Below are 25,154 nucleotides of genomic sequence, written 5' to 3'. Positions count from 1 at the left end.
AGCGCTCCATGATTCGGCTCACCGCTGAACTCACCCCGGCTGGCACCAGTTACCTGGCGACCGGCCAAGGCCAGCCCGTGGTCTTGATCCACGGCGTGGGCCTGAACAAAGAAATGTGGGGCGGGCAGATTGTCGGCCTCGCCAGTCAGTATCAGGTGATCGCCTACGACATGCTCGGTCATGGCGCCAGCCCACGCCCGGCCGCGGGTACCGATTTGCTCGGTTACGCCGATCAGTTGCTGGAGCTGCTCGACCACCTGAATCTGCCCCAGGCAGCGGTGATCGGGTTCTCCATGGGCGGTCTGGTCGCACGGGCCTTCGCCCTGCACTACCCGCAGCGCCTGCAAAGCCTGGTGGTCCTGAACAGCGTGTTCAATCGCAGCGAAGAACAGCGTGCCGGCGTCATTGCCCGTACCGCGCAGGCCGCCGAGCATGGCCCGGATGCCAACGCCGAAGCCGCGCTCTCGCGCTGGTTCAGCCGCGAATATCAGGCGGCCAACCCGGCGCAGATCGCTGCATTGCGCCAGACCCTGGCCAATAACGATCCGCAGGGTTACCTGACCACTTACGAGTTGTTTGCCACTCAAGACATGTACCGCGCCGACGACCTGAGCAGCATTCAGGCGCCGACGCTGATCGCCACCGGCGAACTCGACCCGGGTTCGACCCCGGAAATGGCCGAGCAACTGGCCCGACGCATCCCCGGTGCGAAGGTTGCCGTGCTGCCCGAGCAACGGCATATGATGCCGGTAGAGTCGCCGCGTCTGGTCAATCAGACGCTGCTGGAATTTCTCCAATTCGCACACGCCCGACAAAACCATATAAAGGGGATCGTTGCATGACACTCGCACGCTTCCAGATGTGCATCGGCGGAGAGTGGGTCGATGCCCTCTCCGGCAAGACTTTCGAAAGCCTCAACCCGGCCTCGGCGCAAGCCTGGGCCGAACTGCCCGACGCGGATGAAGCGGACGTCGAACGCGCCGTGCAAGCGGCACAAACCGCTTTTGACGGCCCGGCGTGGCGCGACCTCACCGCCACCGCGCGGGGCAAACTGCTACGGCGTCTCGGTGACCTGATTGCTGAAAACAAGGAGCACCTGGCGCAACTGGAAAGCCGCGACAACGGCAAGCTGATCCGCGAAACGCGCGGTCAGGTCAGTTACCTGCCGGAGTTTTTCCACTACACCGCAGGCCTGGCCGACAAGCTCGAGGGCGGCACGCTGCCGCTGGACAAGCCTGATCTGTTTGCCTACACCGTGCACGAAGCCATGGGCGTGGTCGCCGCGATCATCCCATGGAACAGCCCGCTTTATCTGACCGCAATCAAACTGGCCCCGGCCCTCGCCGCCGGCAACACGATTGTGATCAAACCGTCCGAGCACGCTTCGGCGACCATTCTGGAACTGGCACGTCTGGCCCTTGAAGCCGGCATTCCGCCGGGCGTGGTCAACGTCGTCACGGGTTACGGCCCGAGCACCGGCGCCGCCCTCACCCGTCATCCGCTGATTCGCAAGATCGCCTTTACCGGCGGCGCAGCGACGGCGCGTCACGTGGTGCGCAGCAGCGCCGAAAACTTCGCCAAACTCTCGCTGGAGTTGGGCGGCAAGTCGCCGAACATCATCTTCGCCGACGCTGACCTCGACAGTGCGATCAACGGCGCGATTGCCGGCATTTATGCGGCGTCCGGCCAGAGTTGCGTGTCCGGCTCGCGCTTGCTGGTGCAGGATGAAATCTATGACGAATTCGTCAATCGACTGGTTGAACGCGCCCAACGCATCCGCATCGGCAACCCGCAGGAAGACCACAGCGAGATGGGGCCGATGGCCACGGCCCAGCAACTGGCCGTGGTCGAAGGTCTGGTCGCTGATGCCATCGCCGAAGGGGCCCGGCTGCGCACTGGCGGCAAGCGCCCTGCCGGCCTCGGCGAGGGCTGGTTCTACGAGCCGACGCTGTTCGAGTGCGACCGCAATTCGATGAAGATCATGCAGGAAGAAGTCTTCGGCCCGGTGGCGTCGGTGATTCGTTTCAAGGATGAAGCCGAAGCGCTGGCCATCGCCAATGACTCGCAGTTCGGCCTCGCGGCCGGTATCTGGACTCGCGATCTGGGGCGCGCCCATCGTCTGGCGCGTGATGTGCGCTCGGGGATTATCTGGGTCAACACCTACCGCGCAGTGTCGGCGATGGCGCCGATCGGCGGCTTCAAGAACAGTGGCTATGGACGCGAAAGCGGCATCGATTCGGTGCTGGCCTACACCGAACTGAAAACGGTGTGGATCAACCTTTCTCAGGCGCCGATGCCTGATCCGTTTGTGATGCGCTAGGAGTCCTGCGAAATGATCGAACCCGGCATTTACAAAGACGTCATGAGCTCGTTCCCGTCCGGCGTCACGGTGGTCACCACCCTCGACCCGGACGGCGGCATCGTCGGCATCACAGCCAGTGCCTTCAGTGCGCTGTCGATCGATCCGGCGCTGGTGCTGTTCTGCCCCAACTACGCCTCCGACACTTACCCGATATTGCGCGACAGCAAGAAATTTGCGATCCACTTGCTCTCCGCCGACCAGACGGCCGAAGCCTATGCGTTCGCCGGCAAGGGCAAGGAAAAGGCCAAAGGCATCGAGTGGCACCTGAGCGACCTGGGCAACCCGATTCTGGCAAAGGCCACAGCGATCATCGAGTGCGAATTGTGGCGTGAATACGACGGCGGGGACCACGCGATTATCGTCGGCGCGGTGAAGCACCTGATCCTGCCCGAGCAACCGGTGACGCCGATGATTTACCACAAGGGCAAGCTGGGTGCGTTGCCCACCCTGACCTGAGAACAATGCAAAACCCTGTGGGAGCTGGTTTGCCAGCGATGACGGCGGAACATTCAACATCAATGCTGACTGGACTATCGCTATCGCTGGCAAGCCAGCTCCCACAGGGATTGAGGTGAGGCAAAGATTATGAGTAACGAAAAGTACGAAAAAGGCTTGAAGATCCGCACGCAGGTGCTCGGCGAGGCTTACGTCCAGCGTTCAATCGACAACGCCGACGACTTCACCCGCCCGCTGCAGGAAATGGTCACCGAGTACTGCTGGGGCCATGTCTGGGGTCGCGAGGGTCTGTCGCTCAAGGAGCGCAGCATGATCAACCTGGCGATGATCTCGGCGCTCAACCGCCCGCATGAACTCAAGCTGCATGTGCGTGGCGCCTTGCGTAACGGCCTGAGTCGTGAGCAAATACGCGAAATTCTGCTTCAGGTCGGCATTTATTGCGGCGTCCCGGCGGCCGTGGACAGTTTCCGGCTGGCCCGTGAAGCCTTTGCCGAAGCCGACGCCGAGGCCTCCAGTTAACCCCTCGGCTGTTTTGATGCCCGTCTGGCATGGACAGCCAACCTAAAGAGCGGACCCCATGAAACGCCTGCCACTCGACGACAGCTTCAAGGTCAATCGCAACCCCGTCACGCTGCGCGAAATCGTGCTGGATAAACTGCGAAGCGCCATCATGAACTTCCAGCTTCTGCCGGGCGACCGTCTGGTCGAGCGCGACCTGTGCGATCGCCTGGGCGTCAGCCGCACCTCGGTGCGCGAAGCCTTGCGTCACCTGGAGTCCGAAGGCCTGGTGGAGTTCGCCGACGCCAAGGGCCCGCGCGTGGCGATCATTACCCTGGCCGATGCCGTCGATATCTATGAGCTGCGCTGCGTGCTCGAAGGCCTGATCGTCCAGTTGTTCACCCTGCGCGCCAAGGCCAAGGACATCAAGGCACTGGAAAAAGCCCTCGACGAGAACCGCAAGGCGCTCAAGGACGGCGAACTGCAGCAGGTGATCGACTCGGTGCAGGGGTTCTACGACGTGCTGCTCGAAGGGTCGGGCAACCATGTCGCGGCCACGCAGCTGCGGCAACTGCAGGCGCGCATCAGCTATCTGCGCGCGACGTCGGTCTCGCAGGAAAACCGTCGCGGCGCCAGTAACCACGAGATGGAAAAAATGGTCGAGGCGATCAAAAGCGGCGATCCACTGGCGGCGCATCAGGCGTGTGTCGATCACGTCCGCGCAGCGGCTGCCGTGGCCCTCGACTACCTCAAGCGCAAACAGGAAGAAACCGGCGTCGCCGTCAAAGGCACCCCGGCGATCACCCTGCCCATTGCGCTGAAAGAACCGCGCATAGGTCACTGACGTGTTCAGCCCGAGCTTTTGCCCGAAATGTGGCGGCCCTGACCTCGGTCAGCAACGGCCGCCGGGCGATACGCACGAGCGCCTGATGTGTCGCGGCTGCGGCTACATTCACTACGTCAATCCGAAGATCATTGCCGGCTGCATCATCGAGCAGGACGGCAAGTACCTGCTGTGCCAGCGCGCGATCCCTCCGCGCCCGGGCACCTGGACGCTTCCGGCAGGTTTCATGGAAAGCGGCGAAACCACCGAGCAGGCCGCGTTGCGCGAAGTCTGGGAAGAAAGCGGCGTGCGGGCGGAGATCGTCTCGCCGTATTCGATCTTCAGCGTGCCGAAGATCAGCGAGGTGTACATCATCTTCCGCGCCATTGCCCTGGAGATAACCGGGCAGTTCGGGCCCGAGACCATGGATTACAAGTTCTTCGCGCCTGAAGACATTCCGTGGGAACAGATCTACTACCCGGCAATCCGGCAGATTCTTGAACGCTATATCGAGGAGCGCCAGGCTGGGGTGTACGGGATTTACATGGGCAATGACGACAGCGGCAAGATTCACTTCATGCGCTGATTTCCATCGTTGCGCTACCCTTGTTGATCGTTCCCACGCTCCGCGTGGGAATGCAGTCCCTCGACGCTCTGCGTCGGCTTCTGGGACGCGGAGCGTCCCTTGCTGCATTCCCACGCGGAGCGTGGGAACGATCATCAGTGTGGCTCAGACCGGGGCAATACCCTCGACGATGACGATTTCCGCCCTCGCCCATTCCTCGCGATAACGCTTCGCCTCCTGGTACGCCGCCGAGTGGTAGCACGCCACGGCTTTGTCGTAGCTCTCGAACTCGATCACGACACTGCGTTGCGGCGTCTGCCGCCCCTCCATCGCTTCGCTGCGCCCGCCACGGGCCAGGAACCTTGCGCCGAACTCGGCGAAGGCTGCCGGTGCGCGCTCGGTGTATTGGCTGTAGTGCTGCGCATCTTCTATATCCACATGGGCAATCCAGTACGCCTTCATAGTGACCTCTTTGTTGATTCTGTATTATGGTATACCAATATATTTCCAACGAACCCTGAGAGTCCAGCATGGCCTTCAACAGCATCGAAGAAATCATCGAAGATTATCGCCTCGGCAAAATGGTCCTGCTGGTCGATGACGAAGACCGCGAGAACGAAGGCGACCTGCTGCTGGCCGCCGACCGCTGCACGCCCGAGGCGATCAGCTTCATGGCCCGTGAAGCGCGCGGCCTGATCTGCCTGACGCTGACCGACGAACATTGCCAGCGCCTGGGCCTGGAACAAATGGTGCCGAGCAATGGCAGCGCTTTCAGCACCGCGTTCACCGTGTCGATTGAAGCGGCGGTTGGCGTGACCACGGGCATCTCCGCCGCTGATCGCGCCTGCACCGTTGCCGCCGCCGTGGCGCCGAGTGCCCGCGCCGAAGATCTGGTGCAACCCGGCCATGTCTTCCCGCTGCGCGCCAAGGAAGGCGGCGTGCTGACCCGCGCCGGTCATACCGAAGCGGGTTGCGATCTGGCGCGACTTGCCGGTTTCACCCCGGCCTCTGTAATCGTCGAAGTGATGAACGACGACGGCACCATGGCCCGCCGCCCGGATCTTGAAGTGTTTGCACGCAAACACGGGATCAAGATCGGCACCATCGCCGACCTGATTCACTATCGCCTGAGCACCGAGCACACCATCGAACGCATTGGTGAACGAGAATTGCCGACAGTGCATGGCACCTTCCGCCTGATCACTTTTGAAGACCGCATCGAAGGCGGCGTGCACATGGCGATGGTCATGGGCGATCTGCGCCGCGAAGAACCGACGCTGGTGCGTGTGCACGTGATCGATCCGCTACGGGATCTGGTCGGCGCCGACTACAGCGGGCCGAGCAACTGGACGTTGTGGGCGGCGCTGCAACGGGTCGCGGCTGAAGGTCACGGCGTTGTAGTGGTGCTCGCCAACCATGAGTCGTCGCAGGCCTTGCTGGAGCGCGTGCCGCAACTGACCCAGCCGCCACGGCAGTTCAGTCGCTCGCAGTCGCGGATCTACTCGGAGGTCGGGACCGGGGCGCAGATTCTGCAGAACCTTGGAGTTGGAAAGCTACGGCATCTTGGGCCACCGCTGAAGTACGCCGGGTTGACCGGGTATGACCTGGAAGTGGTCGAGAGTATTCCGTTCACCGAGTAAAGCTGCCCTCACCCCAGCCCTCTCCCGGAGGGAGAGGGAGCCGACCGAGGTGTTTGCCCGCTATACGCCGACCTGAAATACCGAGTCGAACTCAGGTTTTGAGCAGCACGAAGATCAGCTCCCTTTCCAATACCAAGTCGAGCTCGATTTTGAACAGCACGAAGATCGGCTCCCTTTCCCCCTCTCCCAATGGGAGAGGGCTGGGGTGAGGGGCTGGATCTAAAATTCCTACACATCTCTCAAGTGAAAAACCATCAGCCTCCAGATAACCGGTACGGCAAAGTGCTTGCACAAAGTTTGGAATACCATAATATGATATTCCATAGACCGGACGCTCCAACCAATCGTCCATCTACTGCTCCCGTCAGGCGGGCAACAACGCAAGCCCGCTCAAAAACACAACAATGAGGGCGTAAAAATGGTGTTGAACAAAGCTGCAACCGCGATCTTTTTTGCGGGACTGCTGAGCGTTACCGGCCAGGCTGCAATGGCTGCCGAGAGCGTGAATTTTGTCAGCTGGGGCGGAAGCACCCAGCAAGCGCAGAAACAGGCCTGGGCCGATCCGTTCAGCAAGGCCAGCGGCATCACCGTTGTGCAGGATGGCCCTACCGACTACGGCAAACTCAAGGCCATGGTCGAAAGCGGCAACGTGCAATGGGATGTGGTCGATGTCGAAGCCGATTTCGCACTGCGCGCCGCGGCTGAAGGCCTGCTCGAACCCCTCGATTTCAACGTCATTCAGCGCGACCGGATCGACCCGCGCTTCGTCAGCGATCACGGCGTCGGCTCGTTCTTCTTCTCCTTTGTCCTCGGCTACAACGAAGGCAAACTCGGCGCCAACAAGCCGCAAGACTGGAGCGCGCTGTTCGACACCAAGACCTACCCCGGCAAACGCGCCCTGTACAAATGGCCAAGCCCCGGCGTACTCGAACTGGCGCTGCTGGCCGACGGTGTAGCCGCCGACAAGCTCTACCCGCTGGATCTGGACCGCGCCTTCAAAAAACTCGACACCATCAAGAAAAACATCGTCTGGTGGGGCGGCGGTGCGCAGTCGCAGCAGTTGCTGGCGTCCGGTGAAGCGAGCATGGGCCAGTTCTGGAATGGCCGTGTGCATGCGCTGCAGGAAGACGGCGCGCCAGTCGGCGTGAGCTGGAAGCAGAACCTGGTCATGGCCGACATCCTGGTCATCCCCAAAGGTGCGAAAAACAAGGACGCGGCGATGAAGTTTCTGGCCAACGCCAGCAGCGCCAAGGGCCAGGCCGACTTCTCCAACCTGACCGCCTATGCCCCGGTCAACCTCGACAGTGTGGAGCGTCTGGATTCGACGCTGGCTCCCAACCTGCCGACGGCTTACGCCAAGGATCAGATCACTCTTGATTTCGCGTACTGGGCCAAGAACGGTCCGGCCATCGCGACACGGTGGAACGAATGGCTGGTCAAATGAAAATGGCGGCCCCAGCGGCGCCCGCCGTCAGCGCTGCCGGGTCGGCAGTCGCGCAACACGTCCCGTCGCTCAAGCAACGCTGGCGCGGCGCCGGCAACCTCGCCCCGGCGCTGCTGTTCCTCGGCCTGTTCTTTCTGGCGCCGTTGATTGGCCTGCTGTTGCGCGGCGTGCTCGAACCCGTGCCTGGCATCGGCAACTATGAGCAACTGTTCGCCAACTCCGCATATGCGCGGGTGCTGCTCAACACCTTTTCGGTGGCGGGGCTGGTGACGGTGTTCAGCCTGTTGCTGGGCTTTCCGCTGGCGTGGGCAATCACCTTGGTGCCGCGTGGCTGGGGTCGCTGGATTCTCAACATCGTGCTGCTGTCGATGTGGACCAGCCTGCTTGCCCGCACGTATTCGTGGCTGGTGTTGCTGCAGGCTTCGGGCGTGATCAACAAGGCCCTGATGGCGATGGGGATCATCGATCAGCCGCTGGAAATGGTGCACAACCTGACCGGCGTGGTGATCGGCATGAGCTACATCATGATCCCGTTCATCGTGCTGCCGCTACAGGCGACCATGCAGGCCATCGACCCGATGATCCTGCAGGCCGGCTCGATTTGCGGCGCCAGCCCCTGGACCAATTTCTTCCGGGTGTTCCTGCCGTTGTGTCGGCCGGGGCTGGCGTCCGGCGGGCTGATGGTGTTCGTGATGTCGCTCGGTTACTACGTCACCCCGGCCCTGCTCGGCGGCGCGCAGAACATGATGCTGCCCGAATTCATCATTCAGCAGGTGCAGTCGTTCCTCAACTGGGGCCTGGCGAGTGCCGGCGCCGCGTTGTTGATCGCGATCACGCTGGTGCTGTTTTACTTCTACCTGAAGCTTCAGCCGGAATCTCCGGTTGGCGCCAGTAATGCGAGGTAAGCCAACATGCTCCTGACTCCCAATGCCATGAGCCGTCGCATGCGCTTCGGCCTCTACGCCACCACCGGGCTGATCGGCTTGTTCCTGCTATTGCCGATCGTGTTCATCGTGCTGCTGTCGTTCGGCTCGTCCCAGTGGCTGGTATTTCCGCCGCCGGGCTGGACGCTGAAATGGTACGGCCAGTTCTTTTCAAACCCCGAATGGATGAGCGCCGCAGCCGCCAGCCTCAAGGTCGCCGTGCTGACCACGATCTGCGCGGTGGCCCTCGGTTTGCCGACGGCTTTTGCCCTGGTACGCGGGCGTTTTCCGGGCCGCGAAATGCTCTACGGCCTGTTCACCCTGCCGATGATCGTGCCGCTGGTGATCATCGCCGTGGCGGTGTACGCGCTGTTTCTCAAGCTCGGTTACACCGGGACGATGTTCGCCTTCGTCGTCAGCCATGTGATCGTCGCGCTGCCGTTCACCATCATCTCGATCATCAATTCGCTGAAGCTGTTCGACCAGTCGATTGAAGACGCAGCGGTGATCTGCGGCGCGTCGCGATTGCAGGCGGTGTTCAAGGTGACGTTCCCGGCGATTCGCCCAGGCATGGTCGCCGGCGCCCTCTTCGCCTTTCTGGTTTCGTGGGATGAAGTGGTGCTCAGCGTGATGATGGCCAGCCCGACCCTGCAAACCCTTCCCGTGAAAATGTGGACCACCCTGCGCCAGGACCTGACCCCGGTGATCGCCGTCGCTTCGACGCTGCTGATCGGCCTGTCGGTGTTGGTCATGGTGATCGCCGCCGCCGTGCGTCGGCGCAACGAAATCAGCGCCTGAGCGCCCAGGAGTACGACATGAGTGCCGTGATCAAAGACGCTTCAAAGCAGAACGACAAACCCCTGGTCAGCCTGCGCAATCTGAACAAGCACTACGGCGACTTTGCCGCCGTCGACAACATCTCGCTGGACATCCAGGACGGCGAATTCCTCACGTTCCTCGGCTCCAGCGGCTCGGGCAAAAGCACCACGCTGTCGATGCTCGCCGGGTTCGAAACGCCGAGCAGCGGCGAGATCCTCGTCAATGGTCAATCGCTGGTCAACGTACCGCCGCACAAGCGGGACATCGGCATGGTGTTCCAGCGTTATTCGCTGTTTCCGCACCTGTCGGTGCGCGACAACATCGCCTTCCCTCTGGCGATTCGCAAACTGGCTGCCGCCGAACGCGACAAGCGCGTCAACGCGATGCTGAAACTGGTGCAGCTCGAACAATTCGCCCATCGCCGCCCTTCTCAACTGTCGGGCGGCCAGCAGCAACGCGTCGCTATTGCGCGGGCGCTGGTTTATGAGCCACGCATTCTGCTGATGGACGAACCGCTGGGTGCGCTGGACAAGAAGCTTCGCGAAGACCTGCAGGATGAACTGCGCCAGCTGCATCGCCGCCTCGGCATCACCATCGTCTATGTGACGCATGACCAGGAAGAAGCCATGCGTCTGTCGCAGCGCATCGCGATTTTCAGTCACGGCAAGATCGTCGGTCTGGGCAGCGGTTACGACCTTTATCAGAATCCGCCGAATGCTTTCGTGGCGTCGTTTCTGGGCAACTCGAACTTCCTCAAGCTCAAGGCCCAGGGCAATGCGGCGGCGAGTTTTGAGAGGCAGTCTTTGTCGATTCGACTGACGGCTGGATTGCAGGTCGATCAGGATGCGTTACTGATGGTCAGGCCGGAGAAGGCCTTGGCGTTGAGCGCGCAGGAGGCGCTGGATGAGCCATTGCCAGCGGGCTGGAATGAAGTTTCAGCGACGGTTGTCGAAGTGCTGTTTCTGGGGGAGAGCCAGACCTGCAGCGTGGTGACTTCGGGCGGGACGGCGATGACGGTAAAGGCGCTGTCGGCGGCGGGCATGCCCCTCAAGACTGGGGATCCGGTGCGGGTCCGCTGGGCGACTGCGGATGCTTGCGTTTATACCGAGTGGACCGAGAGCGATTTGAACAAGGCTGCAGGTGCTCACTAAATTTCCAATCCACTGAAATTCCCCTGTGGGAGCGAGCCTGCTCGCGAATGCGGTGTGTCATTCAACATTAATGGTGACTGACACAACCTTTTCGCGAGCAGGCTCGCTCCCACAGGTTCGGGATTGTTCAATTGATCGGAGAATACCCGTCAATCTCATCCGGCCACGCGGTGAGGACTTCGAAGCCGGTTTCGGTGACCGCCACCATATGCTCCCACTGCGCCGACAAGGAGCCATCCTTGGTCAGCACCGTCCAGCCATCGGGCATGTTTTTCACATGACGCTTGCCAGCATTGAGCATCGGCTCAACGGTGAAAATCATCCCGGCCTTGAGCTTCATGCCCTGGTTGGGAAAGCCGTAATGCAGGATCTGCGGCTCATCGTGATAGACCTTGCCGATGCCGTGGCCGCAATACTCGCGCACCACGCTGAAGCCTTCCTTCTCCGCCAGGCTCTGGATGGCGTGGCCGATATCGCCCAGTGTCGCACCCGGGCGGACCGCGCGAATGCCCGCGCACATGGCCTCGTAGGTGGTTTTGATCAAGTGCTGCGCTTCAGGCGTTGCCTCGCCCACCACGTACATGCGGCTGGTGTCGCCGAACCAGCCATCCTTGATCACTGCGATGTCGAGGTTGACGATGTCGCCGTCCTTGAGCGGCGTGCCCGACGGAATACCGTGGCACACCACGTCGTTGACCGACGCACACACCGTTTTAGGAAAACCGTGATAACCGACGTTGGCCGGCACCGCTTTCTGGACATTGACGATGTAGTCGTTGCACAGCCTGTCGAGCTCATCGGTGGTCACGCCGGCCTTCACATGCGGCACCAGCATCGCCAGCACTTCAGCGGCGAGCTTGCCGGCAGCGCGGGATTTTTCGATGTCGGCCGGCGTATTGATCTTGATCTGGTTTCTCATGCGCTGACGGCTTCCTGGGTCAGTTGATGCAAATCCAGCCCGCCGTTCTGTTCAGCGCGGATCAGCAGGCGGCAAATGGCGCTGTGGTCGAGGTTGGGATGCAGTTCGGCAAGCATGCCGATGCGCATCCAGTGTTCGGCCTGCGCGTTGATGGAACGGCTCAGCGCGTTGCTGGAGATGCGCAGATTCTCGTGCATGTCCTCTGAAATCTTTACGATGCCCATAGCAGAATCCGATACGAAGTGTATATGATTCGTATATTAATCATCGTGCAGTGATGATTGCAATGCCAATGGCAAATTGATTACTTGCCACATTCGCCTCCCCTTCAACAGCCCAAATCGACTACCATGCCGCCGCCGGTTTCCGCATGGGATTAATAGGGAATCCGAGGTGCCTGAACGCATCAATCGGAACTGCCCCCGCAACTGTAGGTGCTGAGCCTGCTCCTCGACTGCCACTGGGTGAATCCCGGGAAGGCCGGAGCAAGCGATGACGCATCAGTCAGGAGACCTGCCGGCACAGTGACTGACTAACCGGCGGGGTGTCCGGGAAGGACATCGTGCCGCGCGCGTCTGTATCAGATGCCCGGCCTTGCGCTGGTTCCCTTTCTGCGCTCGATGATGTGTTTCCAAACCGTACCCGCCCGCTCCCGTACGGTTCCCCTGGAGACTTCCCCGATGCTGCTGCCCCGCGTTGCCACCCTGATCACCGGCCTGAGCCTTTGCGCTCTGGCGCACGCAGCGCCCACCGACTATCCGCTGACGATCGAGAACTGCGGCAGCAGCCTCACCTTCCAGCACGCGCCTACGCGCACGGTGACCATCGGCCAGGCCGGCACGGAAATGCTTTTTGCGCTGGGCCTTGGCGACAAAGTCGTCGGTACCTCGCTGTGGTTCAACGATGTGCTGACCCAGTACAAAGCGCAGAACGACAAGATCGAACGCCTGGCCGATAACGAGCCGAGTTTCGAAGCGGTGATCGGCAAACGGCCGGAGCTGGTCGCTGTGGAGCTGGAATGGATGGTCGGCCCGCAAGGCGCGGTGGGCACCCGCGAGCAGTTTCATGAGCTGAACATTCCGACCTATTTGCTGCCTTCCGATTGCGAAGCCAAGGACAACCTCGTCGGCGCCGACGGCACACGTCTGGCGCCGTTTCGCATCGACAGCATTTATAAAAGCGTGAGCCAACTGGCGGCGATTTTTGATGTGCAGGCCCGAGGCGAACAGCTCAATGACCAGCTCAAGGCCAGCCTCGCCCAATCAATCGCTACCGCGAAAGGCAAGCAGCGCACAGATGTCAGCGCACTGGTGTGGTTCTCCAGCGCGGAGATGGACATCGAGCCGTTCGTTGCCGGGCACAAAGGCGTTCCCGACTTCATGCTCCGCACCCTTGGCGTGCGCAACGTGGTCGAGTCGGACGAAGAGTGGCCGACCGTTGGCTGGGAAACCATCGCCAAGGCCAACCCGACTTTCCTCGTCATCGCGCGCATGGACCGTCGGCGCTTCCCGGCCGACGACTATCAGAAAAAACTCGCGTTCCTGCGCAGCGATCCGGTGACGCGCAACATGGACGCGGTCAAACACAACCGCATCATCGTCCTCGACGCCATGGCCATGCAGGCCAGCCTGCGCACCTTCGACGGCCTCGCACAACTGGCCACGGCCATCAATGGCTTCGACCTGTCGCAATGAGTAGACGCCTGATCCGTTCGCTGCTGGTTTTACTGACCCTATCCGTTGCGCTGATTGGCGGTGTGGCCATCGGCGAAACCTCAATTGAGCCGAGCGTGGTTCTGCAGGTGCTGGCTAACAAGCTGTGGGGCGCCGGGTATGTGCTCGACCCGATCGACGAAGGCATTGTCTGGAACTACCGCCTGACCCGCGCCCTGGTGGCGGCGGCCTGTGGCGCCGGCCTGGCGACGTGCGGCGTGATTCTGCAATCGCTGCTGCGCAATCCGCTGGCTGATCCTTATCTGCTGGGGATTTCCGCCGGGGCCTCGACCGGCGCGGTGATGGTTGCCCTGCTAGGCGTCGGGGCCGGGGCGATTTCGCTGTCGGTTGGCGCGTTTGCCGGCGCGGTGACGGCGTTCGTGCTGGTGATCATGCTGGCCCGGGTCAGCGGCTCGGCCAGCGGGACCGGGCAGATCATCCTCGCCGGGATCGCCGGTTCGCAGTTGTTCAATGCGCTCACCGCGTTTCTGATTACCCGCTCGGCCAGCTCCGAACAGGCACGCGGGATCATGTTCTGGCTGTTGGGCAACCTGGGTGGCGTGCGCTGGCCTTCGGTGTGGCTGGCGGTGCCGGTGGCGCTGCTGGGTCTGGTGGTGTGCCTGTGGCATCGGCGCGCGCTGGATGCGTTTACCTTTGGCGCCGATTCGGCGGCATCCCTCGGCATTCCGGTGCGCCGCGTGCAGTTTCTGCTGATTGGCTGCGCCGCACTTGTGACGGCGGTGATGGTCTCGATTGTCGGCTCGATCGGTTTTGTCGGCCTGGTGATTCCCCATGCTGCGCGGCTGTTGCTCGGTACCGGGCATGGCCGTCTGCTGCCGGCGAGTGCGTTGGGCGGTGCGGTGTTTTTGATTGCGGCCGATGTGCTGTCGCGCACATTGATCAAAGGTCAGGTGATCCCGGTTGGCGTAATCACCGCACTGGTCGGCGCGCCGGTATTCGCGCTGATTCTGGTGGGCCGGAGGGCCGCGCGATGAACAGTGTCCTGAGCTGTGCCGGGCTGGGATTCAAGGTGCGCGGCGCCGAATTGCTTAATGGTGTCAGCCTGAACGTGCGGCGCGGTGAAACCCTCGGCATTGTCGGGCCGAACGGATCGGGTAAATCCACCCTGCTGAAACTGCTCGCCGGCCTGCGCGAACCGAGCGCGGGCCAGGTGCTGCTCGAAGGTCTGGCCCTGGGCAAGATGTCCCGGCGCAGCATCGCGCAGACGCTTGCGGTGGTTGAACAACAGGCCGATACCGACGACGGCATCCGTGTGTTCGACGCCGTGGCGCTGGGGCGTACGCCATGGTTATCGGCGCTGCAACCCTGGTCGCACGCCGATGACGCCATCGTTCAGCAAGCGCTGGTGGACGTGGACGCGGTCCACCTGAGCAATCGTCTCTGGCGCAGCCTCTCCGGCGGTGAACGGCAACGCGTGCACATCGCCCGCGCATTGGCACAACGGCCGCAGATTCTGCTGCTCGACGAGCCGGCGAACCACCTCGACATCCAGCATCAACTGACCATCCTGCAGGTGGTGCGGGCACTGCCCGTGACCACGCTGATCGCCCTGCATGATCTGAATCAGGCGCTCAAGTGTGATCGGCTCGCCGTGCTGGAACGCGGCCGACTGGTCGCGTTGGGCGAACCGCTGCAAGTGCTGACGCCGATGCGTTTACAGACGACTTTCGGGGTCAGGGCGCATTACCTGACGGACCCGTTCGATGGCGCGCAGATTCTGCGTTTTCATTCATGAACGACTGCATGTGCGTGGTCTGCCAGACCGGGTCTTCGTCAACTTGAACGATTTCGAAACCCTGTCGCTGCCAGAACTCGATGGCGCCCGGCAGAAACGGGTGAGTGTGCAGGTAAATCAGCTCCACACCGTTGGCGACTGCATGTGCTTTCAGCGCTCGATACAGGCTGCCCGCCAGGCCTGAGCGACGTTGCGAAGGCACGACAAACAGGCGCACCACCTCCACCACTTTCAGACCAGGCCAGGTCAGCGCCGGAAAGCGCCGGTCGTAAGGCAGATAGCCGATGGAGGCGACAATCTGCCCTTCATGACGGGCGATCAGGAAGCAGCCTTCGCCGTGCAGATAAACCTCGGCGAAACGCGCCAGATCATCGGGCGTGCCGGTTGCGCTGAGTTTGGGGAATAGCTCGGCGCGGGCGTCGAGAGTGAAGGTCAGAACATCAGGAATGTCTGCGGCGCAAACTGCCTGAATAGTCGGTTGATGGTTCATGTAGCAGAGAATACCTGGACAACGGCTGACCACCTTAACAATGGGGCTGCCAAAAATCTCGCAAGCATCGCAACTCCTACAGGGGGATGGCGTGTAGGCGTCACGCCCACTCTTTGCGCAGTTGCCGGGCAGCGCTGACCATGTGCACCAACGCCGCTTCGGTCTCCGGCCAGCCACGGGTTTTCAAGCCGCAATCCGGGTTGACCCACAAGCGCTCGACCGGAATGCGCTGCGCGGCCTTGCGCAACAAATTGACCATTTGCGCCACATCGGGAATCCGTGGCGAATGGATGTCATAGACGCCTGGGCCGATGTCGTTCGGGTAGGCGAACGCTTCAAAGGCGTCGAGCAGCTCCATGTCGGAACGCGAGGTTTCGATGGTGATCACATCGGCATCCATTGCCGCGATCAACTCGATGACATCGTTGAATTCGCTGTAGCACATGTGCGTGTGGATCTGGGTTTCGTCCCGCACACCGGAGGTGCACAAACGGAACGCTTCGGTCGCCCAGTCCAGATAGGTCTGCCAATGCGCCCGCCGCAACGGCAAACCCTCGCGGAACGCCGCTTCGTCAATCTGGACGATCCTGATCCCCGCCGCTTCCAGGTCGAGCACTTCGTCGCGGATGGCCAGCGCCAGTTGCCGCGCCTGCGTTTCACGGCTGATATCTTCCCGTGGAAACGACCACATCAGCATCGTCACCGGGCCGGTCAGCATGCCTTTCATGACTTTGCCCGTCAGGCCCTGAGCGTAGCGGATCCACTCGACCGTCATGGCGTGCGGGCGGCTGAGGTCGCCGAAAATCACCGCCGGTTTCACGCAGCGCGAGCCGTAGCTTTGCACCCAGCCGAACCGGGTAAAAGCATAGCCGTCGAGGTGCTCGGCAAAGTATTCGACCATGTCGTTGCGCTCGGCCTCACCGTGCACCAGCACATCCAGACCGAGGCGTTCCTGAATCTCCACGGCATGGCGGATTTCAGTGTGCATCGCGTCGGTGTAATCGGCCTCGCTGAGTTTGCCTTGCTTGAATGCCTGGCGCGCCAACCGGATCGCTGTGGTCTGCGGGAACGAACCGATGGTGGTGGTCGGAAACAGCGGCAGATCAAGTCCGGCGCGCTGTTGGCGAATACGTTGAGCGAACGGCGATTGACGCTGAGCATCCCTCCCCGTGATCGCCGACACGCGTGCTTGCACGGCCGGTTTGTGAATGCGCGGCGAGGCCGCGCGACTGGTCTGCACCGACCGGCTTCGCGCCAATGCCCGCAGCACGTGCGGCGCCTCAGGCTGGCTGACGGCCTGGGCAAGCACAGCAACCTCCTCGCACTTCTGCACGGCGAACGCCAGCCAGCTTTTCAGTTCGGCATCGAGCGTGTCTTCACGGCCGAGATCGACCGGGCAGTGCAACAACGAGCAGGACGGCGCGACCCACAAGCGATCGCCCAATCGCTCATGCGCATGACGCAAGGTGGCCAAGGCGTTTTGCAGATCGCAACGCCAGACGTTCCGGCCGTTGACCACACCCAGCGACAGCACCTTGTAGGCTGGCAGACGATCGAGGATGGTCGGATACTGGTCCGGGGCGCGCACCAGATCGATGTGCAGGCCGTCGACCGGCAGGTTCGCCGCCAGACCAAGGTTCTCTTCCAGACCGCCAAAGTAGGTGGCGAGCAGTTTTTTCAACGGGTCACGCTGAATCTGGTTGTAGGCCCGTTCGAACGCATTCTTCCAGTCCTGCGGCAGATCGAGCACCAGAATCGGTTCGTCGATTTGCACCCACTCCACACCCAGTGCCGCCAACCGGGCGAAGATCTGGCCGTACAGCGGCAGCACGCGATCAAGCAGTTCCAGCTTGTCGAACTCGGCGCCTTTGGCCTTGCCCAGCCACAGATACGTCAACGGGCCGAGCACCACCGGCTTGACGTTATGACCCAGAGCCCGGGCTTCTTCGACTTCTTCGAACAGCTGTTCCCAACCCAAGTGGAACTGTTGATCGGCGCTGAACTCAGGCACGAGATAGTGGTAGTTGGTGTCGAACCACTTGGTCATTTCCTGGGCGTGGGCGCCGCCGCAGCAATCGCCGCTGACGCCACGGGCCATGCCAAACAAGGTTTGCAGCGTAGCCTTGCCGTCGTGCGGGCGGAAGCGCTCGGGGATCACACCGAACATCAGCGAATGAGTCAGGACCTGGTCGTACCAGGCGAAATCCCCCACCGGCAGCAAATCGATGCCAGCGTTTTTCTGCAGGTCCCAATGAGCCTTACGTAACGCCCGACCGACGTCGCGCAGGCCCGCCTCGTTCAGTTCTCCCTTCCAGAACGCCTCCTGCGCTTTCTTCAGTTCGCGGTCGCGGCCGATGCGCGGAAATCCAAGGGAATGGGCCAGTGCCATGACAAACAACTCCAGTGCTTATTCGATGGTGGCCATTGTCGGCATCGCCCTTGAATGAGACAAACTCAATATATTCCTGATGAACACAAGTTTTATTCATGCACCCATTTCCTCGGGCCAGCGACTTTTTGAGTTGCGGGCACTGGCATCCAGGCCTATGTTGCTTTTGAGAAGTTTGCCTGCGCATGAAGCGCCAAGACTCACCGAAGGAAACCGACATGTCGAAAGATTCCCGCCCTGCCGTGCTTGGGCTAATCGGCAATACACCCTTGGTACGCGTGACCCGCTTCGATACCGGGCCGTGCACACTGTTTCTCAAACTTGAATCGCAAAACCCCGGCGGATCGATCAAGGACCGTATCGGTCTGGCGATGATCGACGCCGCCGAACGTGACGGCCGGCTGCAACCGGGCGGCACCATCGTCGAGGCCACGGCCGGCAACACCGGTCTCGGTCTGGCGCTGGTTGGCCGCGCCAAGGGCTATCGCGTGGTGCTGGTGGTGCCGGACAAAATGTCCACCGAGAAAGTCCTGCACTTGAAGGCCATGGGCGCCGAAGTGCACATCACCCGTTCCGATGTCGGCAAGGGCCATCCCGAGTATTACCAGGACGTCGCCGCGCGTTTGGCCAAAGACATTCCCGGCGCCTTCTTCGCCGACCAATTCAACAATCCGGCCAACCCCCTGGCCCACGAATGCAGCACCGCCCCGGAGATCTGGGCGCAGACCGAGCACGATCTGGACGCCATCGTGGTCGGCGTCGGTTCGGCCGGGACGCTGACCGGGCTGAGCCGTTTTTTCAAACGTGTGCAACCGGATCTGGAAATGGTCCTGGCCGATCCGGTCGGTTCGGTGATGGCGCAATACAGCCGCGACGGCACCCTGCCGACGCCCGGTTCCTGGGCAGTCGAAGGCATCGGCGAGGACTTCATTCCCTCGATCACCGACCTGTCCAGCGTGCGCCACGCCTACTCGATCAGCGATGCAGAAAGCTTCGATCACGCCCGCCAGTTGCTCAAGGCTGAAGGCATTCTCGGCGGTTCATCGACGGGCACCCTCTTCGCCGCCGCGCTGCGGTATTGCCGCGAACAGACCGAGCCCAAACGCGTGGTGAGTTTTGTCTGCGACACCGGCACGCGCTACCTGTCGAAGGTTTACAACGACCAGTGGATGACCGATCAGGGTCTGCTGCAACGCAAAGGCTATGGCGATCTGCGCGATCTGATCGCTCGACGTTTCGAGGACGGCCGGGTGATCAGCGTCGGCCCCGACGACACCCTGCTGACCGCGTTCCAGCGCATGCGCCTGGCAGACGTTTCGCAACTGCCGGTGCTGGTCGAAGGCAAGCAACTGGTGGGGGTGATCGATGAGTCCGACATTCTGCTGGGCGTGCACGAGGACGCCGCGCGCTTCAGTCAGTCGGTGTCCAGCGTGATGACCGACAAACTGCAAACCCTTGCCCCGGCTGCGACCCTGGCCGAGCTGGAATCGGTGCTCAGCCGTGGCCTTGTCGCCATCATCGCTGACGCCTCCGGCTTCCACGGCCTGATCACTCGCACCGACATGCTCAACCAATTACGGAGATCCCTTGCATGAGTCAGCACGACGATAAATCCCAAGGCTTCGCGACCCGGGTGATCCACGCCGGGCAGGAACCGGACCCGACCACTGGCGCACTGATGCCGCCGATCTACGCCAATTCGACCTACCTGCAAGACAGCCCCGGCGTGCACAAGGGTTTCGACTATGGCCGCTCGCACAATCCGACGCGCTTCGCGCTGGAGCGCTGCGTCGCCGACCTTGAGGGTGGCACGCGGGCGTTCGCCTTCGCCTCGGGGCTGGCAACGATTTCCACGGTGCTGGAACTGATCGATGCCGGCTCCCACGTCATTTCCGGCAACGATCTGTACGGCGGCACGTTCCGCCTGTTCGACAAGGTTCGCCAGCGCAGCGCCGGGCATCGCTTCAGCTATGTCGACCTGACTGATCTCTCAGCCTTCGAAGCCGCGCTGCGGGACGACACGCGCATGGTCATGGTCGAGACACCGACCAACCCGCTGCTAAGCCTGTCGGACCTCGCCGCGATCGCCCGCATCTGCCGCGATCGGGGCATCATCTGCGTTGCCGACAACACCTTCGCCAGCCCGTACATTCAGCGGCCGCTGGAGTTGGGTTTCGATATCGTGCTGCACTCGACCACCAAATACCTCAACGGTCACTCTGACGTGATCGGCGGTATTGCCGTGGTCGGACAGAACGCCGAACTGGCCGAAAGGCTTGGTTTTCTGCAAAACGCCGTCGGCGCAATTTCCGGGCCGTTCGATGCGTTCCTTACATTGCGCGGGGTAAAAACCCTTGCGCTGCGCATGGAGCGCCACTGCAGCAATGCACTGGATCTGGCGCAGTGGCTTGAGCAGCAACCGCAGGTCAAGCGCGTCTACTATCCGGGCCTTGAGTCGCACCCGCAGCATGAGTTGGCCAAGCGGCAGATGCTTGGTTTTGGCGGGATGATTTCTGTTGATCTGAACAGCGATCTGGCCGGCGCACGGCGGTTTTTGGAGAACGTGAAGATCTTTGCTTTGGCGGAAAGTCTGGGCGGTGTGGAAAGCCTGATCGAGCACCCGGCGATCATGACCCACGCGACCATCCCGCCCGAGACCCGCGCAAAATTGGGGATCGGTGACGGTTTGGTGCGGCTGTCGGTCGGGGTTGAAGACGTCAACGATCTTCGCGCAGACCTGGCGCAGGCGCTGGCGAAAATGTAGAACTGCCAACACGACAAAGGGCTTGCCTATTCTCATGTCGGAGTACGGATGTCACGGATCAACCTGCGCCATCAGATCCGGCACCGACTCCGGCCGTTTCGCGTAGCGCTGCGCCAACACCGCGCAAACCATGAGCTGAATCTGATGGAACAGCATCAGCGGCAGGATCAACACGCCAATGGTGCTGCCGGCAAACAGCACTTGCGCCATCGGCACGCCGGTGGCCAGGCTCTTTTTCGAGCCGCAGAACAGGATGGTGATGCGGTCTTCCTGATTGAAGCCAAAAGCTTTGCTCAGCAAGGTCGAAGCCAGCAATACCAGGGTCAACAAAATGCAGCAGACCACCACCAGTCCCAGCAGCTCGAACAATGGAATCTGCTGCCAGATGCCTCCATTGACCGCCTCGCTGAACGCGCCGTAGACCACCAACAGAATCGAACCCTGATCGACAAATTTCAGCCAGTTCTTGTTGCGCCCTACCCACGCGCCGATCCAGCGTCGAGCGATCTGCCCGGCAATGAATGGCAGCAACAATTGCACGCTGATTTTGACGATCGCATCAAGGGTCGAAGCGCCGTCGCCGTGGACGTTGAGCAACAGCGTCACCAGTAATGGGGTTAGAAAAATTCCGAACAAACTGGACGCCGCCGCACTGCAGATTGCCGCAGGAATATTGCCCCGCGCCAGAGAGGTGAAGGCAATGGCCGATTGCACCGTGGCCGGCAATGCGCACAGATAGAGCATGCCCATGTACAGCTGATCGCCGATCAGCGGTGACAACAGCGGCTTCAGCGCCAGCCCGAGAATCGGGAACAACACAAACGTCAGGCCGAACACCAGCAAATGCAGGCGCCAGTGGCCGGCACCGGCGATGATTGATTCGCGCGAAAGCTTGGCGCCATGCAGGAAAAACAGCAGCGCAATGGCAATGTTGGTCAGCCAGCCGAAGCCGACCGCGACCTGCCCGCTGGCGGGTAGAAAGCTTGCCAGCAGGACAACGCCAATCAAGGTCAGGGTGAAGTTATCGGGCAAAAAACGTGGGCGCGTCATGATGTTCATCCGGGGGGTTGCCAGTGCGTGGCGACGACTCTAACGTGACTGACAATTACCGACTAACGCCGAAGAGCCACAAGATGCCGCCTAAAGGACATGAAAAAAGCGTCCGGCGCAGTGTTCCCGGGCTGCCAAGCCTGCCGCGTCCGCTGTACGGGCGCACGGAATCGCTGCCCAATCGCGCCCTGACCCGACGCCACAGTCATCCGTGGGTGCAATTGTCTTACGCGATTGAGGGCGTGCTCGAAGTCCAGACCAGCGTCGGCCGCTTCGTCGCGCCGCCGGAACGCGCAGTGTGGATTCCGGCCGGCGTGCCGCATCGGGTCTTCAGCGCACCGCACACAGAGATGCGCAGCCTGTACATCGCAAGCAGCGTCACGGGGTGGGCGGCCGAGCATTGCCATGTGCTCGGCGTCAGCGATCTGCTCAGGGAGTTGATCCGTGCGTTCAGTCAGGTGCCGGTGGAATACGACGAGAGCGGCCCGCAGGGACGGCTGGCCCAGGTAATCCTCGACCAACTGGCCGACGCGCCAACGATCGACCTGATGCTGCCGCTGCCCCAGGACCCGCGTTTGCGGCAGATTTACCAGAGCCTGGAACAACACCCGGAACAGCAGACCACTTTGAGCCACTGGGGCGAAAAATTCGGCGTCACCGAAAAGACGCTGACGCGCTTGTTTCTGCGCGACACCGGCCTGACCTTCCGCGCATGGCGCCAGCGCCTGCGCCTGCTCGGTGCGCTGACGCCCTTGGAGAAAGGTGAGCGCGTCACCGATGTGGCATTGGCTTGCGGATACGACTCGACGTCGGCTTTCATTGCGGCATTTCGACAGCAGTTTGGCGAAACGCCGGGGGAGTTTTTTCGCTGACACTTCGTTTTTGCCGAACTATCAGTCAGAAATAAACGATTTTTCTTTGCCTTTAATCCGTCGCTAGCATGGCCCCGTCTGACTTTGATCGAGAAGAGAAGATGATCCCTGTGGGAGCGAGCCTGCTCGCGAACGCGGTGGGTCAGCAACCTCAACTTCACTGTTCCACCGCATTCGCGAGCAGGCTCGCTCCCACAGGGGGTGCGCTTGCCGTTGAATCAGCGATAACACTGCAAGTAACAAGACAGGGGAGCGTGACATGCCTGCCACGAATATCAATATCGGCGAACCCTGGATGTGGGGTGCCTTCATCGTCTTTGTTCTGGCCATGCTGGCTTTGGACTTGTTTGTTTTCGGCGGGCGCAAGGCGCACCGGGTTTCGGTGCGCGAAGCCCTGGCCTGGGTGATTGCCTGGTGCTCGTTGGCACTGAGCTTCGCCGGATTGCTCTGGTGGTATCTGCACGGCGAATTCGGCGGCGAGATCGCCCGGCAGAAGACCCTGGAATTCCTCACCGGTTATCTGATTGAGCAGTCGCTGTCGATCGATAACATGTTCGTCTTCGTGATGATCTTCAGCTACTTCGCCGTACCGCCGGAATTGCAACGGCGTGTGCTGCTGTACGGCGTGCTCGGCGCGATCGTGATGCGCGCGATAATGATCTTCGCCGGGGTGTGGCTGGTATCGCAGTTCGAATGGCTGCTGTATGCCTTCGGCGTGTTCCTGATCATCACCGGGATCAAGATGCTGGTGTTCGCTGATCACCAACCGGATCTGGACAAGAATCCGTTGTTGCGCTGGGTGCGCGGGCACATGCGCATCACCAGCGGCTTTCATGGCGAGAAGTTTTTCGTCCTGCAGAACGGCGTGCGCTGGGCGACACCGATGTTTCTGGTGCTGGTGCTGATTGAAGCCAGCGACCTGATGTTCGCGGTCGACAGCATCCCGGCGATCTTCGCCGTGACCACCGACCCGTTCATTGTGTTTACCTCAAACATCTTCGCGATCATGGGCCTGCGGGCGTTGTACTTCCTGCTGGCGGACATGGCGGACCGCTTCCATCTGCTCAAATATGGACTGGCGATCGTGCTGGTGTTCATTGGCGGCAAGATGGTGGTGATGCCGTGGTTCCACATGCCGGTGGAATGGTCGCTGGCGATTGTCGGGTCGGTGATTCTGGGGTCGGTGCTGCTGAGCCTGGTGACGACCCGCGAGGGTGAAGGCCGCACGGAATGACACCACACCTGTGGGAGCGAGCCTGCTCGCGAAGCGCCGGATCAGTCAACATTGGCGTTGAATGACACACCGCTTCCGCGAGCAGGCTCGCTCCCACATTTCTGAATGACGGTGTTTTCTTATTTGTCGGATTTGATACTGGTCCACACCCGAGTCCGCACCCGCTCCATTTTCTGCGGCAACGGCTGCACCACATAAAGCGTTTTCAGCGCTTCGCTGGTCGGTGTCAGGTTAGGGTTGTCGGTGATGTCCTTGTTGACCAGCGGCATCGAGTCCTTGTTGGCATTCGGGTAGCCGAGGAAATCGCTGATCGGCGCGATCACTTTCGGGTCGAGCAAGTGGTTGAGGAATTCGTGGGCTTCAGCCGCGTTCTTCGCGCTTTTCGGAATCGCGAACGTATCGAACCAAATCGGCGCGCCCTCCTTCGGTAAACGCCAGTCGACCACCACGCCATTGCCCGCTTCTTTGGCACGATTGCCGAACTGGTAGAAGCTGCCCGAATAACCGATCGCCACGCAGATGTCGCCATTGGCAATGTCGGTCATGTATTTGGCCGAGTTGAAGTAAGTCACGTACGGACGAATCTTCATCATCAAGGCCTTGGCCTTTTCGTAGTCTGCCGGGTTCTGGCTGTTCGGATCGAGGCCAAGGTAATGCAGGGCCAGCGGCAGAATTTCCGATGGCGAATCAAGCATCGCTACGCCGCAAGCCTTGAGCTTTTCCATGTTCTCGGGCTTGAATACCAGGTCCCAGCTGTCCACCGGCGCATTGTCGCCCAGAGCCGCCTTGACCTTGGCCGGATTGAAGCCGATCAGCACCGTGCCGTACATGTAAGGCATGCCGTATTGGTTGCCCGGGTCGTTGGCATCGAGCAACTTGAGCAGCGCCGGATCCTGATGTTGCCAATTCGGCAGTTTCGACTTGTCGAGCTTCTGGAAAACGCCCGCTTTGATCTGGGTTTCGAGGAATTGGTTCGACGGCACCACCAGGTCGTAACCGGAGTTGCCGGTCAGCAGTTTGGCTTCCAGGGATTCGTTGGTGTCGAAGGTGTCCCAGGTCACTTTGATCTTGCTTTGCTCGGCGAAGTCCTTGGGCACCGACGGCAGAATGTAATCCGCCCAGTTATACACCCGCAGTTCGCGTTGCTCGGCGTGCACGGCGCTGGCCAGCAGCGTCAGCCCACACACGGTGGCGCCCAAGATGCGTTTGATCGTGACCATGGTTGTTTCCCCGAATGCGACGTGAGTTCGATGGTTTTTATGTTCTGTACACGGCAGTGGCTGTAGC

Annotated in this window: 26 protein-coding genes and 1 riboswitch; of the genes, 18 read left to right on the top strand and 8 right to left on the bottom strand. The window is 61.2% G+C overall.

All coding sequences use genetic code 11. The annotated features are described in order from the left end of the window. Nucleotides 1-8 precede the first annotated feature (8 nt). From HU727_RS20625 to HU727_RS20600, 6 genes are all read left to right on the top strand, one after another. Nucleotides 9-842 carry an alpha/beta fold hydrolase gene (locus HU727_RS20625; RefSeq protein ID WP_186533276.1) on the top strand — a complete coding sequence of 278 codons (834 nt, stop codon included), beginning with the start codon at nucleotides 9-11 and terminating at the stop codon, nucleotides 840-842. Next, nucleotides 839-2,320: an aldehyde dehydrogenase gene (locus HU727_RS20620; protein WP_186533278.1), complete on the top strand. Its 1,482-nt coding sequence runs from the start codon at nucleotides 839-841 to the stop codon at nucleotides 2,318-2,320. The genes HU727_RS20625 and HU727_RS20620 overlap by 4 nt, the downstream gene beginning before the upstream one ends. Before the next feature lie 12 nt (nucleotides 2,321-2,332). Further along, nucleotides 2,333-2,818 carry a flavin reductase family protein gene (locus tag HU727_RS20615; protein WP_186533279.1) on the top strand — a complete coding sequence of 162 codons (486 nt, stop codon included), beginning with the start codon at nucleotides 2,333-2,335 and terminating at the stop codon, nucleotides 2,816-2,818. 129 nt (nucleotides 2,819-2,947) lie between these two features. Further along, a complete protein-coding gene (locus HU727_RS20610; RefSeq protein WP_027613073.1) occupies nucleotides 2,948-3,337 on the top strand; it encodes a carboxymuconolactone decarboxylase family protein in 390 nt (129 codons plus the stop codon). 58 nt (nucleotides 3,338-3,395) lie between these two features. Then, a complete protein-coding gene (locus HU727_RS20605; protein ID WP_186533281.1) occupies nucleotides 3,396-4,160 on the top strand; it encodes a GntR family transcriptional regulator in 765 nt (254 codons plus the stop codon). Nucleotide 4,161: 1 nt separating this feature from the next. After that, complete coding sequence (locus tag HU727_RS20600) at nucleotides 4,162-4,725, top strand: NUDIX hydrolase (RefSeq protein ID WP_186533282.1); 564 nt, start codon at nucleotides 4,162-4,164, stop codon at nucleotides 4,723-4,725. A gap of 144 nt (nucleotides 4,726-4,869) precedes the next feature. Here the strand turns inward: HU727_RS20600 and HU727_RS20595 are convergent, their stop codons facing one another. After that, nucleotides 4,870-5,166 (bottom strand): DUF1330 domain-containing protein, encoded by a 297-nt coding sequence (locus HU727_RS20595; RefSeq protein ID WP_186533283.1) that lies wholly within the window; start codon nucleotides 5,164-5,166, stop codon nucleotides 4,870-4,872. Nucleotides 5,167-5,234: 68 nt separating this feature from the next. Between HU727_RS20595 and ribBA the strand changes: the two genes are divergently transcribed. Then, nucleotides 5,235-6,344, top strand: a complete 1,110-nt coding sequence (gene ribBA, locus HU727_RS20590) for a bifunctional 3,4-dihydroxy-2-butanone-4-phosphate synthase/GTP cyclohydrolase II (protein WP_186533284.1) — start codon at nucleotides 5,235-5,237, stop codon at nucleotides 6,342-6,344. 91 nt (nucleotides 6,345-6,435) lie between these two features. On the opposite strand, the gene HU727_RS20585 is transcribed toward ribBA, so the two are convergent. Beyond that, nucleotides 6,436-6,696 carry a hypothetical protein gene (locus HU727_RS20585; protein WP_186533285.1) on the bottom strand — a complete coding sequence of 87 codons (261 nt, stop codon included), beginning with the start codon at nucleotides 6,694-6,696 and terminating at the stop codon, nucleotides 6,436-6,438. A gap of 66 nt (nucleotides 6,697-6,762) precedes the next feature. Here HU727_RS20585 and HU727_RS20580 point away from each other — a divergent pair, with 66 nt between their 5' ends. From HU727_RS20580 to HU727_RS20565, 4 genes are read left to right on the top strand one after another with little or no spacing between them, the layout of a single operon-like run. Next, nucleotides 6,763-7,788, top strand: coding sequence for an ABC transporter substrate-binding protein (locus HU727_RS20580; protein ID WP_186533286.1), 1,026 nt, complete (start codon nucleotides 6,763-6,765; stop codon nucleotides 7,786-7,788). Further along, the gene (locus tag HU727_RS20575) at nucleotides 7,773-8,693 is read left to right on the top strand and encodes an ABC transporter permease (RefSeq protein WP_437180428.1); all 921 of its coding nucleotides are present in this window, start codon (nucleotides 7,773-7,775) and stop codon (nucleotides 8,691-8,693) included. The genes HU727_RS20580 and HU727_RS20575 overlap by 16 nt, the downstream gene beginning before the upstream one ends. A 6-nt stretch (nucleotides 8,694-8,699) precedes the next feature. Further along, complete coding sequence (locus HU727_RS20570; protein ID WP_186533287.1) at nucleotides 8,700-9,509, top strand: ABC transporter permease; 810 nt, start codon at nucleotides 8,700-8,702, stop codon at nucleotides 9,507-9,509. Between the two features lie 17 nt (nucleotides 9,510-9,526). Beyond that, a complete protein-coding gene (locus tag HU727_RS20565) occupies nucleotides 9,527-10,681 on the top strand; it encodes an ABC transporter ATP-binding protein (RefSeq protein ID WP_186533289.1) in 1,155 nt (384 codons plus the stop codon). Nucleotides 10,682-10,808: 127 nt separating this feature from the next. On the opposite strand, the gene map is transcribed toward HU727_RS20565, so the two are convergent. Both map and HU727_RS20555 read right to left on the bottom strand, forming a co-directional pair. Further along, nucleotides 10,809-11,600: a type I methionyl aminopeptidase gene (map, locus tag HU727_RS20560; RefSeq protein ID WP_186533290.1), complete on the bottom strand. Its 792-nt coding sequence runs from the start codon at nucleotides 11,598-11,600 to the stop codon at nucleotides 10,809-10,811. Next, nucleotides 11,597-11,824, bottom strand: a complete 228-nt coding sequence (locus tag HU727_RS20555) for a ParD-like family protein (RefSeq protein ID WP_003225727.1) — start codon at nucleotides 11,822-11,824, stop codon at nucleotides 11,597-11,599. The genes map and HU727_RS20555 overlap by 4 nt, the downstream gene beginning before the upstream one ends. Before the next feature lie 119 nt (nucleotides 11,825-11,943). Next, a riboswitch (cobalamin riboswitch) is annotated at nucleotides 11,944-12,135 on the top strand. Nucleotides 12,136-12,280: 145 nt separating this feature from the next. Here HU727_RS20555 and HU727_RS20550 point away from each other — a divergent pair. From HU727_RS20550 to HU727_RS20540, 3 genes are read left to right on the top strand one after another with little or no spacing between them, the layout of a single operon-like run. Further along, on the top strand, nucleotides 12,281-13,294 hold the full coding sequence (locus HU727_RS20550) for an ABC transporter substrate-binding protein (RefSeq protein WP_186533292.1): 1,014 nt from the start codon (nucleotides 12,281-12,283) through the stop codon (nucleotides 13,292-13,294). Then, a complete protein-coding gene (locus HU727_RS20545; protein WP_225919870.1) occupies nucleotides 13,291-14,307 on the top strand; it encodes a FecCD family ABC transporter permease in 1,017 nt (338 codons plus the stop codon). The genes HU727_RS20550 and HU727_RS20545 overlap by 4 nt, the downstream gene beginning before the upstream one ends. After that, nucleotides 14,304-15,068: an ABC transporter ATP-binding protein gene (locus HU727_RS20540; protein ID WP_186533294.1), complete on the top strand. Its 765-nt coding sequence runs from the start codon at nucleotides 14,304-14,306 to the stop codon at nucleotides 15,066-15,068. Before HU727_RS20545 ends, HU727_RS20540 begins: the two co-directional genes overlap by 4 nt. Here HU727_RS20540 and HU727_RS20535 read toward each other — a convergent pair. Both HU727_RS20535 and metE read right to left on the bottom strand, forming a co-directional pair. Beyond that, nucleotides 15,007-15,558 (bottom strand): GNAT family N-acetyltransferase, encoded by a 552-nt coding sequence (locus tag HU727_RS20535; RefSeq protein ID WP_186533296.1) that lies wholly within the window; start codon nucleotides 15,556-15,558, stop codon nucleotides 15,007-15,009. The genes HU727_RS20540 and HU727_RS20535 overlap by 62 nt on opposite strands. A 100-nt stretch (nucleotides 15,559-15,658) precedes the next feature. Next, nucleotides 15,659-17,947, bottom strand: a complete 2,289-nt coding sequence (metE, locus tag HU727_RS20530; protein ID WP_186533298.1) for a 5-methyltetrahydropteroyltriglutamate--homocysteine S-methyltransferase — start codon at nucleotides 17,945-17,947, stop codon at nucleotides 15,659-15,661. Between the two features lie 218 nt (nucleotides 17,948-18,165). On the opposite strand from metE, the gene HU727_RS20525 reads away from it, so the two are divergent. Both HU727_RS20525 and HU727_RS20520 read left to right on the top strand, forming a co-directional pair. Next, entirely contained in the window at nucleotides 18,166-19,542 is a 1,377-nt protein-coding gene (locus tag HU727_RS20525; protein ID WP_186533300.1) for a pyridoxal-phosphate dependent enzyme, read from the top strand. Then, nucleotides 19,539-20,711 (top strand): cystathionine gamma-synthase, encoded by a 1,173-nt coding sequence (locus HU727_RS20520; protein WP_186533302.1) that lies wholly within the window; start codon nucleotides 19,539-19,541, stop codon nucleotides 20,709-20,711. Before HU727_RS20525 ends, HU727_RS20520 begins: the two co-directional genes overlap by 4 nt. Nucleotides 20,712-20,762: 51 nt before the next feature. Here HU727_RS20520 and HU727_RS20515 read toward each other — a convergent pair whose 3' ends face one another. Continuing rightward, on the bottom strand, nucleotides 20,763-21,761 hold the full coding sequence (locus HU727_RS20515; RefSeq protein ID WP_186533304.1) for a bile acid:sodium symporter family protein: 999 nt from the start codon (nucleotides 21,759-21,761) through the stop codon (nucleotides 20,763-20,765). Nucleotides 21,762-21,844: 83 nt separating this feature from the next. Here HU727_RS20515 and HU727_RS20510 point away from each other — a divergent pair, with 83 nt between their 5' ends. Both HU727_RS20510 and HU727_RS20505 read left to right on the top strand, forming a co-directional pair. Then, complete coding sequence (locus HU727_RS20510) at nucleotides 21,845-22,633, top strand: AraC family transcriptional regulator (protein WP_186533306.1); 789 nt, start codon at nucleotides 21,845-21,847, stop codon at nucleotides 22,631-22,633. A gap of 259 nt (nucleotides 22,634-22,892) precedes the next feature. Further along, complete coding sequence (locus tag HU727_RS20505; RefSeq protein ID WP_186533308.1) at nucleotides 22,893-23,867, top strand: TerC family protein; 975 nt, start codon at nucleotides 22,893-22,895, stop codon at nucleotides 23,865-23,867. Nucleotides 23,868-23,986: 119 nt separating this feature from the next. Here the strand turns inward: HU727_RS20505 and HU727_RS20500 are convergent, their stop codons facing one another. Beyond that, a complete protein-coding gene (locus HU727_RS20500) occupies nucleotides 23,987-25,087 on the bottom strand; it encodes a polyamine ABC transporter substrate-binding protein (protein WP_186533310.1) in 1,101 nt (366 codons plus the stop codon). Between the last annotated feature and the right edge of the window lie 67 nt (nucleotides 25,088-25,154).

The sequence above is a fragment of the Pseudomonas khorasanensis genome, assembly GCF_014268505.2.
Classification (GTDB): domain Bacteria; phylum Pseudomonadota; class Gammaproteobacteria; order Pseudomonadales; family Pseudomonadaceae; genus Aquipseudomonas; species Aquipseudomonas khorasanensis.
The sequence above is the reverse complement of the archived record's forward strand: the minus strand, read 5'-3'. Positions and strand labels throughout refer to the sequence as shown.

Coding starts and splice junctions, on each gene's coding strand:
- HU727_RS20625 (WP_186533276.1), top strand. CDS start 9: ATGATTCGGCTCACCGCTGAACTCACCCCGGCTGGCACCAGTTACCTG.
- HU727_RS20620 (WP_186533278.1), top strand. CDS start 839: ATGACACTCGCACGCTTCCAGATGTGCATCGGCGGAGAGTGGGTCGAT.
- HU727_RS20615 (WP_186533279.1), top strand. CDS start 2,333: ATGATCGAACCCGGCATTTACAAAGACGTCATGAGCTCGTTCCCGTCC.
- HU727_RS20610 (WP_027613073.1), top strand. CDS start 2,948: ATGAGTAACGAAAAGTACGAAAAAGGCTTGAAGATCCGCACGCAGGTG.
- HU727_RS20605 (WP_186533281.1), top strand. CDS start 3,396: ATGAAACGCCTGCCACTCGACGACAGCTTCAAGGTCAATCGCAACCCC.
- HU727_RS20595 (WP_186533283.1), bottom strand. CDS start 5,166: ATGAAGGCGTACTGGATTGCCCATGTGGATATAGAAGATGCGCAGCAC.
- ribBA (WP_186533284.1), top strand. CDS start 5,235: ATGGCCTTCAACAGCATCGAAGAAATCATCGAAGATTATCGCCTCGGC.
- HU727_RS20585 (WP_186533285.1), bottom strand. CDS start 6,696: ATGGACGATTGGTTGGAGCGTCCGGTCTATGGAATATCATATTATGGT.
- HU727_RS20580 (WP_186533286.1), top strand. CDS start 6,763: ATGGTGTTGAACAAAGCTGCAACCGCGATCTTTTTTGCGGGACTGCTG.
- HU727_RS20575 (WP_437180428.1), top strand. CDS start 7,773: ATGGCTGGTCAAATGAAAATGGCGGCCCCAGCGGCGCCCGCCGTCAGC.
- HU727_RS20570 (WP_186533287.1), top strand. CDS start 8,700: ATGCTCCTGACTCCCAATGCCATGAGCCGTCGCATGCGCTTCGGCCTC.
- HU727_RS20565 (WP_186533289.1), top strand. CDS start 9,527: ATGAGTGCCGTGATCAAAGACGCTTCAAAGCAGAACGACAAACCCCTG.
- map (WP_186533290.1), bottom strand. CDS start 11,600: ATGAGAAACCAGATCAAGATCAATACGCCGGCCGACATCGAAAAATCC.
- HU727_RS20555 (WP_003225727.1), bottom strand. CDS start 11,824: ATGGGCATCGTAAAGATTTCAGAGGACATGCACGAGAATCTGCGCATC.
- HU727_RS20550 (WP_186533292.1), top strand. CDS start 12,281: ATGCTGCTGCCCCGCGTTGCCACCCTGATCACCGGCCTGAGCCTTTGC.
- HU727_RS20545 (WP_225919870.1), top strand. CDS start 13,291: ATGAGTAGACGCCTGATCCGTTCGCTGCTGGTTTTACTGACCCTATCC.
- HU727_RS20540 (WP_186533294.1), top strand. CDS start 14,304: ATGAACAGTGTCCTGAGCTGTGCCGGGCTGGGATTCAAGGTGCGCGGC.
- HU727_RS20535 (WP_186533296.1), bottom strand. CDS start 15,558: ATGAACCATCAACCGACTATTCAGGCAGTTTGCGCCGCAGACATTCCT.
- metE (WP_186533298.1), bottom strand. CDS start 17,947: ATGGCACTGGCCCATTCCCTTGGATTTCCGCGCATCGGCCGCGACCGC.
- HU727_RS20525 (WP_186533300.1), top strand. CDS start 18,166: ATGTCGAAAGATTCCCGCCCTGCCGTGCTTGGGCTAATCGGCAATACA.
- HU727_RS20520 (WP_186533302.1), top strand. CDS start 19,539: ATGAGTCAGCACGACGATAAATCCCAAGGCTTCGCGACCCGGGTGATC.
- HU727_RS20515 (WP_186533304.1), bottom strand. CDS start 21,761: ATGACGCGCCCACGTTTTTTGCCCGATAACTTCACCCTGACCTTGATT.
- HU727_RS20510 (WP_186533306.1), top strand. CDS start 21,845: ATGCCGCCTAAAGGACATGAAAAAAGCGTCCGGCGCAGTGTTCCCGGG.
- HU727_RS20505 (WP_186533308.1), top strand. CDS start 22,893: ATGCCTGCCACGAATATCAATATCGGCGAACCCTGGATGTGGGGTGCC.
- HU727_RS20500 (WP_186533310.1), bottom strand. CDS start 25,087: ATGGTCACGATCAAACGCATCTTGGGCGCCACCGTGTGTGGGCTGACG.